The sequence below is a fragment of the Corynebacterium sp. S7 genome, assembly GCF_054401105.1.
The window spans coordinates 1,639,959-1,652,394 of the sequence record NZ_CM136760.1 but is presented as its reverse complement, the minus strand read 5'-3'; the positions used below and the strand labels follow the sequence as shown (position 1 = coordinate 1,652,394).

Genomic DNA, 12,436 nt, shown 5'->3' with positions numbered 1-12,436 from the left:
ACATGGAGGAACCCAGTGGCCCTTCCCAAGTTGACTGATGAGCAGCGCAAGGAAGCACTCGCAAAGGCTGCCGAAGCTCGCAAGAAGCGTGCTGAGCTTAAGGCATCTCTGAAGCGTGGCGAGACGAACCTCAAAGAGGTTCTGGATAAGGCACAGACCGATGAGATCATTGGTAAGACCAAGGTCTCCGCACTCCTCGAGGCACTGCCAAAGGTTGGCAAGGTCAAGGCCCGTGAGATCATGGAAGAGCTCGAAATTGCTCAGACCCGCCGTCTGCGCGGTCTAGGCGAGCGTCAGCGCCGTGCGCTGCTCGAGCGCTTCGGCTTCTCCGAGGACTAATTCGTGCCCGGAGTCACCCCTAAGGGACGGCTCGTCGTATTGGCTGGCCCTTCTGCCGTAGGTAAATCCACGGTAGTCAACAAGCTCCGAGACGAGGTCCCAGATCTCTACTTCTCGGTGTCAATGACTACTCGCGCACCGCGTGAGGGCGAGCGAAATGGACGCGATTACTTCTTCGTTTCCTGCAAAGAGTTCCAAAGCCGGATTGATGCCGGCGAGATGCTGGAGTGGGCCGACATTCATGGTGGCCTCCAGCGTTCTGGAACTCCAGCGGAGCCCGTTCGGGATGCCCTGGAGGAAGGCCGGCCAGTATTGGTCGAGGTCGACCTGATTGGTGCCCGCAACGTCAAGGCTTTAATGCCTGAGGCGATCACGGTTTTCCTTGCACCTCCTTCGTGGGAAGTTTTGGTGGAACGCCTAACTTCGCGCGGGACGGAGCCGCAAGACGTCATTGACCGTCGCCTGGAAACAGCGCGAGCGGAGTTGGCAGCCCAAGATGAGTTCGATGTCGTTGTTATCAACGATGATGTGGATACCGCTGTATCTGCGATTAGTGCTATCCTATTGGGCGAGAATAATAACAATAATGAGTAGGTGTAAGTGAGTAACGTGACCAACGAAATGGGTACGTCCGAAAACTTGGTGTATGACACGCCAGAGGGCATTACCGCCCCGCCTATCGACGAGCTTTTGACCAAGGTGTCGTCGAAGTATGCTCTGGTGATCTTCGCTGCAAAGCGAGCACGCCAGATCAACAGCTACTACCAGCAGCATGATGAGGGTGTGTTCGAGTTCATCGGACCTCTCGTCACTCCTGAGCCAGGCGAAAAGCCACTGTCTATCGCATTGCGCGAGATCCAGGCTGGGCTACTTGAGCATGAAGAAGGCCAGTAAACTTCAGCTCCACTAGCAACTACCCGTCGTTCCCATTGCGGACGGCGGGTTTTGTTTTGCCTTCGGGTTTTGCCCAGTGCGGTAGGCATAAAGTCCGCCGTGCGGACTCCTGTGACGGTTAAAAAGTCCGCCGTGCGGACTATAGGGTGACAGGTATTGTCGTGTTGGGGCGGGTCTTCGGGCCTCGATTGCTCGAATTGGCTAATTGTGTTCGGCTAATTAGTTCGAAAATCGGGCCATTTGCCCGTTTATTAGCTATTCACAATTAGCCATTTCGGCTGAGAGTGGCTACTTGGGGCACTTTGGCCAGCTTCCAGCCATGAAATGTGCACGGGGCAAAAGGTCCGCCGTGCGGACAATAAGTCGACAGGTATTGCTGAGGTGCGGACTCCAGCCTCGACAAAAAGTCCGCCGTGCGGACTATAGGGTGACAGGTATTGCCGTGTTGGGGCGGCGAGCTTTGTGACGACCGCTTGGTCTCCAGGTTGTGGTCATGTGCATGGGGCTAAAAAGTCCGCCGTGCGGACAATGAAGCGACAGGTATTGCTGAGGTGCGGACTCCAGCCTCGACAAAAAGTCCGCCGTGCGGACTATAGGGTGACAGGTATTGCCGTGCTGGGGCGGCGAGCTTTGTGACGACCGCTTGGTCTCCAGGTTGTGGTCATGTGCATGGGGCTAAAAAGTCCGCCGTGCGGACAATGAAGCGACCGGTATTGCTGAGGTGCGGACTCCTGCGCCGGAAAAAGTCCGCCGTGCGGACTATAGGGTGACAGGTATTGCCGTGTTGGGGTGGGTCTTCGGGCCTCGACTCCTCGAATTGGCTAATTGTGTTCGGCTAATTAGTTCGAAAATCGGGCCATTTGCCCGTTAATTAGCTATCCACAATTAGCTATTTCGGCTGAGAGCGTGGCCAAGCGGGGCACGTTGGCCACCTTCCAGCCATGAAATGTGCACGGGGCAAAAAGTCCGCCGTGCGGACAATAAGGTGACAGGTATTGCCGAGGTGCGGACTCCAGCCTCGACAAAAAGTCCGCCGTGCGGACTATAGGGTGACAGGTATTGCCGTGCTGGGGCGGGTCTTCGGGCCTCGATCGCTCGATTTGGCTAATTGTGTTCGACTAATTAGTTCGAAAATCGGGCCATTTGCCCGTTAATTAGCTATACACAATTAGCCATTTCGGCGGAGAGTGCGCCAATCGGGGCACGTTGGCCACCTTCCAGCCATGAAATCACCGCGGACCGACAAAAAGTCCGCACGGCGGACTCTCGCATGACGGCTATCCAACTTTGGCTGAACAACCTTCGGCAGATCCTCGCCAAAGACTCGCCAGAGACACCTAGACCGCAATGTTCAGTAAAGTCGTTGAGGACAATTACATTCATCCCACAAGGAGTCATGTTGAATTCACCTCGTAACATCGTTGTCGGTGTCGCCGGCGGAATCGCGGCTTACAAAGCGGCGATGCTCGTGCGCAATTTCAAGGAAGGCGGCGACGACGTGCGTGTCGTGCCTACTCCCAACGCCTTAAAATTCGTAGGTGCCGCAACATTCGAAGCGCTGTCCGGGCACCCTGTGTCTACTGAGGTATTCGACGCCGTCGATGAGGTGCAACATGTTCGGGTGGGGCAGGAAGCAGACCTAATCGTCATCGCGCCAGCAACGGCAGACCTTATGGCGCGCATCGCTGCAGGTCGTGCGGATGACCTGCTGACCGCAACGATTCTCGTCGCAACGTGCCCTGTTGTCATTGCACCCGCAATGCACACGGAAATGTGGAACAACCCTGCCACCGTGGCAAACGTGGAAACACTGCGCCAGCGCGGGTTTATCGTTCTGGAGCCGGCTCACGGTCGTTTGACGGGCAAGGACTCGGGGCCTGGTCGAATGTTGGAGCCGGATCAAATCGCCGATCTCGCGCGCACGGCCCTAGAGGGGGTGAGGTATCCGTTCTCGTTGAAAGGCCTGAAGGTCGTGGTCAGTGCTGGGGGCACACAAGAAAACATTGACCCGGTGCGTTACATTGGCAATCGCTCCTCGGGAAAGCAGGGGTTTGCGCTGGCAGATATTGCGGCTCACCGCGGGGCAGAGGTAACTATCGTCGCTGGTGCGACCGAGGACCTTGAAACGCCACCTGGCGCCAGCATCGTTAAAGTTCAGTCCACGCGGGAGATGGAACAAGCTGTCTATGAAGCGGCGAAGGGTGCCGATGTCGTGATCATGGCTGCGGCGGTAGCTGATTTCCGGCCGGATTCGGAGGCGCAGTCGAAGCTAAAGAAGGGAACTAACGACGATTCCCTGTCCACCATTCACTTGGTGGAAAACCCGGACATCCTGGCGGGCCTCGTCGAAAAGCGACGCTCTGGGGAGCTCCCGGAGACAACGACGCTGGTCGGCTTCGCGGCCGAAACCGGTGATGACTCCACGACGCCTCTGGAGTACGGCCGAAAGAAACTGCAGAAGAAGGGCTGCGATCTGCTGATGGTCAATGAGGTGGCAGGCGGTCGAGTGTTCGGTGAATCCACTAATCGTGGGTGGTTGCTGGGCTCCGATGGCTCAGAGACTGTGGTCGAGGATGGCTCGAAGCATTTGGTTGCTGCCCAAATTGTGGATGCAATCGAAGAATTTCGCGTGTAATATTGCTGCCTTAGACCGCTTGGTCTATATTGGTTGAGGTACCTCGCTACAATTTTGTACTACCGAATATTGTTTTGATTCAAGTAAGGAAATCCATCTACCGTGTCAGCCCCTGAGAAGCACTACCGGCTTTTTACCAGTGAGTCAGTCACTGAAGGTCACCCAGACAAGATCTGTGACGCAATTTCAGATACCGTCCTGGATGATCTACTGAGCAAAGACCCGAATTCCCGCGTTGCCGTGGAAACGTTGGTAACGACGGGTCAGGTCCACGTGGTCGGCGAAGTTACCACCACCGCGTACTCGAACATTGCAAAGCTCGTTCGCGAGAAGCTTGTTGAAATCGGATTTACTTCTTCGGACGTTGGCTTTGACGGACATAGCTGTGGCGTTTCCATCTCCATTGGTGATCAGTCGCCAGAGATTTCGGATGGCGTGACCAATTCTCAGGAAATGCGCGAGAATCAGTTCACCACGGCCGATGATCAGACCGGCGCGGGCGATCAGGGCTTGATGTTTGGCTACGCCACCAACGAGACCGCCGAGTACATGCCGCTGCCGATCTCTACGGCTCACCGCCTGGCACGTCGCCTGACTGATGTGCGTAAGCAGGGTATTGTCAAGGGCCTGCGCCCTGATGGCAAGACTCAGGTTACTTTTGCATATGACGGAGATGAGCCTGTCTACCTGGATACGGTGGTTATCTCCACGCAGCACGACCGCGAATTTGAGCGCGCTGACCTGGAAAAGGCAATGCGCGAAGAGGTCCTCGACTGGGTTATCAAGGATGCTGGCTTAGAGAAGTACGTCACCGATGATTTGAAGCTGCTGGTCAACCCATCGGGCTCCTTCGTGCTCGGTGGCCCGATGGGTGACGCTGGTCTGACCGGTCGCAAGATTATCGTTGATACCTACGGCGGCATGGCTCGCCACGGCGGCGGCGCCTTCTCTGGCAAGGACCCATCAAAGGTGGATCGCTCCGCGGCTTATGCCATGCGTTGGGTAGCTAAGAACATTGTCGCGGCCGGCCTCGCTGACCGCGCAGAGGTGCAGGTTGCTTACGCCATCGGTCGCGCGGCACCTGTTGGCCTCTACGTGGAAACCTTCGGCACCGCGAAGGAAGGCCTTACGGACTCCGACATCCAGCAGGCAGTGGAGAAGGTTTTCGATCTGCGCCCAACCGCGATCATTCGCGAGCTGGACCTATTGCGCCCAATTTACGCGCAGACTGCAGCCTACGGTCACTTCGGTCGTACCGACATTGACCTGCCTTGGGAAGAGCTGAACAAGGTCGACGACCTGAAGGCAGCACTGAACGGCTAGAATCTGCTTGCATGACTACCACCCGCGCCACTTCGCTGAATTCCGTGGCGCGGGTGTTGCCGTTGTTGGGTCTGCCACAGCTGGACAGAACCTTTGACTACCTCGTGCAAGACGATGATTTGGAAACCGCACAGCCTGGCGTGCGCGTCAGGGTCCGGTTCGGCGGGCACCTGGTAGATGCCTTTGTCATCGAGCGTGCAGCGACCTCTGAATACGAAGGCACGCTCCGCTATATCGAGCGGGTGATCTCTCCGGATGTGGTGTATCCGAAGCGGATCCAAAAACTCGTCGATTCGCTCGCGGAGCGCTACGCCGGGGTACGTTCCGACATCCTTAGAGCCGCAATTCCAGCTCGGCACGCGGGAGCGGAGAAAACCGACTCGGACACCCCCTGGGAAAAGCTCGGCACGGTCACCGAACCTGACCTTTCTGCTTGGGCCAGGTACGAAAATGGAACCTCATTCGTCGATGCCGTCCTTGGTGGGAAACTCGCGCGCGCAGCGTGGCAGGTCTCCCCGGGCGATCGTTGGCCCGAGATCATTGCAACATTGGGCGCGAAGGTGGCCATCGAAGGCGGGGGAGTACTCATCGTCGTGCCCGATCAGCGCGATGTTGATGCCTGCGAAGCAGCGCTGAAGGAAATCATCGGCGCGCGACAGATCACGGTACTGACCGCCGCGCAGGGCCCCCAGGCACGCTACTCGCGCTTCTTGTCGATTCTCCATGGTCAGGGCCGCGTGGTCGTCGGCACGCGATCTGCTGCTTTTGCTCCCGTGCAGAACCTGAAACTCTTGGTGATCATGCATGATGGCGACGATAACCTCGTCGACCCGCGCGCACCGTACACGCACGCCCGTGAGGTGCTGACTACGCGTTCGGCGATTGAGAAGGCCTCGTTGATTATTGGCGGGCATTCGCGCACGGCTGAGACGCAACTCCTCGTGGAGTCTGGGTGGGCCCACGATCTGGTGGCACAGCGGCACACCTTGCGCTCGAAGGCGCCATATATCCATGCTGCTGGCGACAGCGATTTCGAGCTGGCCCGCGATCCCCGCGCCGGTGCCGCGCGCCTTCCCTCAGTAGCCTTCGAGGCGGCGCGTCGCTCGCTTGCGCGCGGCAAACCGGTGCTTTTCCAGGTTCCTCGCACCGGTTACGTGCAGTCGCTGGCTTGCGGGAATTGCCGCGCGCCCTCGCGGTGTCGCTGGTGCAACGGTCCGCTCGGGCTGCCCTCGGGCGGAGATGCCGCGGCACCCACGTGTCGCTGGTGCGGACGCATGGACGCCGCGCACACCTGCGGAAATTGTGGCTCTCGCAAGATCCGCGCGGTAGTCATCGGTACGGCGCGCACTGCGGAGGAACTTGGTCGCGCCTTCCCGTCGACGCGCGTCGTGGCTTCCTGGGGCGACCGCATCCAAGACTCGGTCGAGGACGAGCCGATGATCGTGGTGGCCACGCCCGGGGCAGAGCCACGAGTGCTTAGCGACGACCCCACCTACGGGGCGGCAGTGTTGCTGGACACCTGGGCGTTGCTGGGCAGACCGGACCTCCGCGCGGTGGAGGACACCCTAGAAAAGTGGGCGGCAACGGCAACATTGGTCTCCCCGCAGATGCAACAGGGCGAAGTTGTTGTGGTCGCTGATCCGGCTCTGCCTGTGGTGCAGCATCTGATCCGCTGGGATATGCCAGGCCATGCAGCCCTCGAATTGAGCCAGCGCAGAGAAGTCGGGTTTCCGCCGGCGGTGCACATGGCTGCCGTCGATGCGCCCTCGGTGACGCTGGAGCATTTTCAGGAACTGCTCGAACTTCCAGAGCACGCGGAAATCCTGGGACCAGTGGACCTGCCGCCGGGCAATGATCTCCCGGGCACCTGGGACTTGGAGAAGTTGGGGCCTGCGCAGCGGATTCTAATTCGCACTCCCTTGCACAGTCGCAACTCCCTGGGGACTGCCTTGCGGGCCGCCTCAATTAATCGAGCAACTCGCAAAGACCGCAATGATGGTGCCCCTTTGCGAATCCAGGTTGATCCGATCCACATCGGTTAGGCCATTGCGCGCACAAGTACACTAGTAAACGTTCAATCAGTTGTGTACAGAAAGGATGCCCTGCACGCTATGGCAATCCGCGAAATCCGCCTCTTTGGTGACCCGGTGCTAACCACGCGGTCTTCCGAGATCACTACCTTTGACTCCTCCCTTGACCGGTTGGTGGAAGACATGCTGGAAACCATGGATGCCGCAGGTGGTGTTGGTCTGGCCGCGAACCAAATCGGTTTGACCAAGCGCATCTTCGTTTTTGACTGCACAGGAATCGAGTCCGGGCTGCGCGGCCACATCATCAACCCGGTGTGGGAGCCATTGGACGATGTCGTGCAGATCGGTTCGGAAGGGTGCCTGTCTATTCCGGATATTTCCATGGACACTGAGCGCTATGACAATGTCGTTGTTCGTGGCCAGGACACCCGGGGCAGGAACATCTCCATTCAGGCCAGCGGCCTGCTTGCGCGTTGTATCCAGCATGAAACCGACCACCTCGACGGGGTGCTGTTCCTCAAGCGCCTTGATCCGCAATCGCGCAAAGAGGCCATGGGCATCATCCGCGCTTCCGACTGGTTTATGGAGAAATAATGCGTCTGATTTTTGCCGGCACGCCGGAACCCGCAGTTGTTGCCCTAGAAAAGCTGTTAAACAGCAACCATGAAATCGTCGCAGTGCTTACACAGCCCGATGCCCGCCGTGGTCGTGGTCGCACCCTGCACCCGTCGCCTGTGAAGGCCTTGGCCTCCCAGCACGGCATCGAGGTGCTTACACCTGCGACCTTGAAGGCAGGCACCGAAGACGGTGATGCCGTGCGCGCTCGCCTCACCGAGCTCGCCCCCGATGCGATCCCGGTTGTTGCCTACGGCAATCTCATCCCGGCCGATCTCCTCGATGTCGCCGAGCACGGCTGGATCAACCTGCACTTTTCGCTGCTGCCAGCCTGGCGCGGGGCGGCACCCGTTCAGGCCGCGATCCGCGCGGGCGATGAAATCACCGGCGCAACGACCTTCCGCATCGACGAGGGCCTCGATACCGGCGACATCCTCGGCACCGTCACCGAGGTCATTCGCCCGACCGACACCGCCGACGACCTACTTACCCGGCTGGCCTACTCGGGCGGCGATCTCCTCGTGGCCACCATGGATCTTCTCGAGTCCGGCCAGGCCGATCCGCAGCCACAGGTCGGAGAGCCCTCCCACGCAGCCAAAATCACTACCGAAGATGCCCGCATCTCCTGGTCTCAACCAGGATTCGCCATCGACAGGCAGATCCGCGCCCACACCCCAGCTCCTGGGGCATGGACCACGCTCGAGGGCGAAAGGTTCAAGGTTGGACCGATTTCGCTTCTCGACGAATCCACCCTGGAACCCGGAGAGCTGCGCATAGAGAAAAACGCCGTCTACGTTGGCACCGGCACCGTGGATGCCAAGCTGGGCAATGTTCAGCCTCCCGGAAAGAAATCCATGGATGCTGCTGCCTGGGCGCGCGGCATGAATTCTCAGAACCCTGAACAGGGTAAGGAATCTAGTAAGGTGGTCTTCGAATGAGTGGTGGATTCCGTTCCCGTTCGGCAGGTCGCCGTGACAAGCCGGAGCAGTCAAAGCCAGCGCAGGCTAAGAGGGCCGCGCCTAAGCAAAATAAGCCAAAACGCGGCAGTACCGGCGTCGATGCTCCACGCCTGGCAGCCTTCGACGTGCTTCGTCGCGTAGCGGACGATGGTGCCTATGCCAACCTGACCTTGCCGAAGATGCTGCGCGACCGCAAAATCAAGGACCGCGACGCAGCATTTGCTACCGAGATCACCTACGGCACCCTGCGCAACCTGGGTGTCCTGGACGCGGTGATTGCCAAAGCTTCATCCCGCCCGCTGGACCAGATCGCCCCCGAGGTGCTCGACGCGCTGCGCCTCGGTGTTTACCAGCTGCTGTACACCCGCGTCGAGCCGCACGCTGCTGTGGATACTTCGGTGCGCCTAGTCGAGGAATCCGGCAATGAGCAAGCAAAGGGCTTCGCCAACGGCATCCTGCGCACGATTACCCGCAAGCCAGCAGAGCAGTGGATCGAGGAGCTCACCCCGCAAGGAGAGCTGGCGGCCGTAGCATTCCGCACCGCGCACCCCGAGTGGATCGCGCGCTCCTTCTCCCGAGCTGTTGGCCTCGGCGAGCTCGAGGAAGCACTGCAAGCTGACTCGGAGCGCCCAGTGGTGCACCTCGTTGCACGACCCGGCGAGATGTCGGCTGAGGAACTTGCGTTGATCACCGGCGGCGAGGAAGGCAAGTATTCCCCATATGCCGTGTACCTCCCAGAGGGAGACCCTGGCCAGCTCGAGCCGGTTCGCGAAGGCTTGGCAGCCGTGCAGGACGAGGGCTCTCAGCTCATCGCCCGCGCCGTCACCGAGGTGGAAGTCGACGATGATCAAGGCCGTTGGCTTGATTTGTGTGCAGGTCCCGGTGGCAAGGCCGCATTGATGGGTGCGCTCGCTCGCATTGACGGCGCGACCGTCGATGCTATCGAAGTCAGCGAGCACCGCGCAGAATTGATTCGCAAAACTGTTGACGGCCTGCCGGTCAACGTGCACCTCGCGGATGGGCGCAACCCAGGCCTTGAGCCAGGCTTTGACCGCGTCCTTGTCGATGCGCCGTGTTCTGGCCTAGGTGCCCTGCGCCGTCGCCCCGAAGCGCGCTGGAAGAAGACCGAAGCAGACATTGCTGAGCTCAATGTGTTGCAGCAGGAGCTTCTCGAAAGCGCCGTGAATCTGGTCAAGCCCGGCGGAGTCGTGGTTTACTCCACATGTTCGCCGGACCTGCGGGAGACACGGGGAATCGTCGATAAGGTGCTCAAAGAGGGCCAAGTCGAGGAGCTGAATGCCCACGATTATGTCGAGGGAATGGACAACGTCGGCGACAATTTGAGCGTGCAGATGTGGCCTCATCGCCATGGCACAGACGCTATGTTTTTTGCTGTTTTAAGGAAAACCGAACAGGTAGGATAGATTTCATGCCCGCACCATATATTGCACCGTCCATCTTGGCCGCTGACTACACCGCTCTCGGCGAAGACGTTAAGAAGATCGAAAACGCTGACTGGATCCACGTGGACATCATGGATGGCCACTTCGTTCCCAACCTCTCTTTTGGCCCAGACGTGATGGCTGCTGTTGATGGCATCACCGACAAGCACCTCGATGTTCACATCATGATCGAGGAGCCAGAGAAGTGGATTGACACCTACATCAAGGCCGGCGCCGACACGATCATCTTCCACGTCGAGGCCACCGATGACCATGTCGCCCTAGCCAAGGACATCCGCTCCAAGGGTGTACGCGCCGGTTTCGCCATCAAGCCTGGTACTGCGATTGAGCCTTACCTCGATGACCTTGAGCACTTCGATGAGGTCATTGTCATGAGCGTCGAGCCTGGCTTCGGCGGTCAGAAGTTTATGCCTGAGATGTTGGACAAGGTTCGCACGCTGCGCAAGACTATCGACGAGCGCGGCCTAGACGTCACCATCGAGATCGACGGCGGCATCAACGAATCCACCATCGCCGAGGCCGCAGAAGCTGGCGTAGATGCCTTCGTCGCAGGCTCCGCCGTCTTCGGCAAGGATGATCCTGCGGCAGCAGTAGAAAAGCTCCGCGAACTTGCACGGCGTTAACCTGAAAGATGCCATCGCCGCGGGACACAAGGTTCGCGGCACCACCAGCCCGAATCCTCCCGTGGGGTGCGCGCTTTACGACGATGAAGGTCGCCTGATTGTCACCGGTGGCACCGAACCGGCTGGCGGGGCCCACGCCGAGATCGTCGCTTTGCGTGTTGCAGGGGAGAGGGCGCGCGGCGCAACCGCCGTAGTCACCCTTGAACCCTGCAATCACACTGGTCGCACCGGCCCCTGTAGTCACGCACTGGCCGAGGCTGGAGTGGCGCGGGTGGTGTATCTGACGGCTGACCCCAACCCGCTTGCTGTTGGTGGTGCCCAGTATCTCCGGGAACACGGCGTGGAGGTGGAATTTCGGCCAACCGTGGTCGCGGACCTGCAGCCGTGGTTGGCCACGCTTGACATGAACCGCCCACATGTCACGGTGAAGTATGCAGCGAGCCTAGATGGATTCACGTCAGCCCCGGATGGGACTAGCCAGTGGATCACAGGCCCGCTTGCCCGCGAGGCAGTGCACCGTGACCGAACCAAGCGCGATGCAATCATCGTTGGTACTGGTACGGCGCTTGCCGACAACCCTTCACTAACTGCACGCAAGCCCGATGGGACCTTGTACAAGAACCAGCCGCGACGTGTAGTCGTCGGCACGCGTGTGGTGCCGGAAGGAAATCTCACCAAATTGGGTTATGAACAGTACACCACTTTCGACGAGGCGTTGCGGGCGCTATATGACACCGGCGCGCGCGATGTTCTTGTCGAGGGTGGGGCAGGGCTGCTTACTAGCGTGATCCAGGCAAGTCTGGCTGATCGGATTCAGGCATATCTTGCACCCATGTTGATGGGCGGTGGCAATGGTGTGGTGGCTCGCCCGCTCGCCGATACCTTGGCAGACATGCCGCGGTATGCGATGGAGAGCTTTGAACAATTAGGCGACGACCTAGTGGTGAACTTAAAAAGGAAATAAATGTTTACAGGGTTAGTAGAAGAAATCGGCACCGTGGGCTCCACTGAACAATTGGGTGATTCCGTGCGGATTTCTATTCATGCTCCGAAGGTGACTTCGGATGCGGGGCTCGGCGATTCCATTTCGGTCGACGGCGTTTGTCTGACTGTGGTGTCGAATGAGGATGGCACCTTTAGCGCCGACGTTATGCAAGAAACCCTCAACCGTTCCCGCCTGGGCACATACACGGAAGGCTCACGGGTTAACCTCGAGCGTGCCATGCAAGTGGGCGATCGGTTTGGCGGACACATTGTCCAAGGTCACGTCGATGCCGTGGCGGAGCTGATTAGCAGAGAAGCCTCCGAGCACTGGGAGGTGTTCCGCTTTAGCCTGCCCGAGCAGTTGAACAAGTACGTGGTGGAAAAGGGCTCGATTACGGTTAACGGGACCTCTCTGACGGTCTCTTCGCTGGGCGCAGATTACTTTGAAGTTTCGCTTATTCCGACCACCTTGGCTGATACGACTGCTGGAGATCTTCGTGTGGGAGACACCGTGAATTTAGAGGTCGACGTTGTAGCCAAGTACGTCGAGAAAATGGTCACAGAGTAGAGT

General features: G+C 59.0%; 12 protein-coding genes. All 12 read left to right on the top strand.

Features of this window, described 5'->3' with window-relative positions; translation table 11 throughout:
- Positions 1–15 precede the first annotated feature (15 nt).
- The 12 genes from mihF (at position 16) to ACXZ66_RS07875 (ending at position 12,433) form a co-directional block, all read left to right on the top strand.
- A complete protein-coding gene (gene mihF / locus ACXZ66_RS07930) occupies positions 16–339 on the top strand; it encodes an integration host factor, actinobacterial type (protein WP_018295590.1) in 324 nt (107 codons plus the stop codon).
- 3 nt (positions 340–342) lie between these two features.
- Complete coding sequence (gmk, locus tag ACXZ66_RS07925; protein WP_458747948.1) at positions 343–933, top strand: guanylate kinase; 591 nt, start codon at positions 343–345, stop codon at positions 931–933.
- Between the two features lie 6 nt (positions 934–939).
- A complete protein-coding gene (gene rpoZ, locus ACXZ66_RS07920; protein WP_018295588.1) occupies positions 940–1,233 on the top strand; it encodes a DNA-directed RNA polymerase subunit omega in 294 nt (97 codons plus the stop codon).
- Positions 1,234–2,629: 1,396 nt separating this feature from the next.
- Positions 2,630–3,868 (top strand): bifunctional phosphopantothenoylcysteine decarboxylase/phosphopantothenate--cysteine ligase CoaBC, encoded by a 1,239-nt coding sequence (gene coaBC, locus ACXZ66_RS07915; protein ID WP_458747947.1) that lies wholly within the window; start codon positions 2,630–2,632, stop codon positions 3,866–3,868.
- A gap of 102 nt (positions 3,869–3,970) precedes the next feature.
- Positions 3,971–5,191, top strand: a complete 1,221-nt coding sequence (gene metK, locus ACXZ66_RS07910) for a methionine adenosyltransferase (protein ID WP_458747946.1) — start codon at positions 3,971–3,973, stop codon at positions 5,189–5,191.
- An 11-nt stretch (positions 5,192–5,202) separates the two neighbouring features.
- Complete coding sequence (locus ACXZ66_RS07905) at positions 5,203–7,233, top strand: primosomal protein N' (RefSeq protein ID WP_458747945.1); 2,031 nt, start codon at positions 5,203–5,205, stop codon at positions 7,231–7,233.
- 69 nt (positions 7,234–7,302) lie between these two features.
- Positions 7,303–7,815 (top strand): peptide deformylase, encoded by a 513-nt coding sequence (gene def / locus ACXZ66_RS07900; protein WP_458747943.1) that lies wholly within the window; start codon positions 7,303–7,305, stop codon positions 7,813–7,815.
- Positions 7,815–8,774, top strand: a complete 960-nt coding sequence (gene fmt / locus ACXZ66_RS07895; protein WP_458747941.1) for a methionyl-tRNA formyltransferase — start codon at positions 7,815–7,817, stop codon at positions 8,772–8,774. Before def ends, fmt begins: the two co-directional genes overlap by 1 nt.
- A complete protein-coding gene (locus tag ACXZ66_RS07890; protein WP_458747940.1) occupies positions 8,771–10,219 on the top strand; it encodes an RsmB/NOP family class I SAM-dependent RNA methyltransferase in 1,449 nt (482 codons plus the stop codon). The genes fmt and ACXZ66_RS07890 overlap by 4 nt, the downstream gene beginning before the upstream one ends.
- A 5-nt stretch (positions 10,220–10,224) precedes the next feature.
- Positions 10,225–10,881 carry a ribulose-phosphate 3-epimerase gene (rpe, locus tag ACXZ66_RS07885; RefSeq protein WP_458747939.1) on the top strand — a complete coding sequence of 219 codons (657 nt, stop codon included), beginning with the start codon at positions 10,225–10,227 and terminating at the stop codon, positions 10,879–10,881.
- Positions 10,868–11,845, top strand: a complete 978-nt coding sequence (gene ribD / locus ACXZ66_RS07880) for a bifunctional diaminohydroxyphosphoribosylaminopyrimidine deaminase/5-amino-6-(5-phosphoribosylamino)uracil reductase RibD (protein ID WP_458747938.1) — start codon at positions 10,868–10,870, stop codon at positions 11,843–11,845. Before rpe ends, ribD begins: the two co-directional genes overlap by 14 nt.
- Positions 11,846–12,433 carry a riboflavin synthase gene (locus tag ACXZ66_RS07875; RefSeq protein WP_458747937.1) on the top strand — a complete coding sequence of 196 codons (588 nt, stop codon included), beginning with the start codon at positions 11,846–11,848 and terminating at the stop codon, positions 12,431–12,433. It abuts the gene before it with no gap.
- Positions 12,434–12,436 lie beyond the last annotated feature (3 nt).

Excerpts from the sequence above, each read along its gene's own strand:
- coaBC (WP_458747947.1), top strand. The coding sequence starts at position 2,630 with ATGTTGAATTCACCTCGTAACATCGTTGTCGGTGTCGCCGGCGGAATC.
- ACXZ66_RS07905 (WP_458747945.1), top strand. The coding sequence starts at position 5,203 with ATGACTACCACCCGCGCCACTTCGCTGAATTCCGTGGCGCGGGTGTTG.
- def (WP_458747943.1), top strand. The coding sequence starts at position 7,303 with ATGGCAATCCGCGAAATCCGCCTCTTTGGTGACCCGGTGCTAACCACG.
- fmt (WP_458747941.1), top strand. The coding sequence starts at position 7,815 with ATGCGTCTGATTTTTGCCGGCACGCCGGAACCCGCAGTTGTTGCCCTA.
- ACXZ66_RS07890 (WP_458747940.1), top strand. The coding sequence starts at position 8,771 with ATGAGTGGTGGATTCCGTTCCCGTTCGGCAGGTCGCCGTGACAAGCCG.
- rpe (WP_458747939.1), top strand. The coding sequence starts at position 10,225 with ATGCCCGCACCATATATTGCACCGTCCATCTTGGCCGCTGACTACACC.
- ACXZ66_RS07875 (WP_458747937.1), top strand. The coding sequence starts at position 11,846 with ATGTTTACAGGGTTAGTAGAAGAAATCGGCACCGTGGGCTCCACTGAA.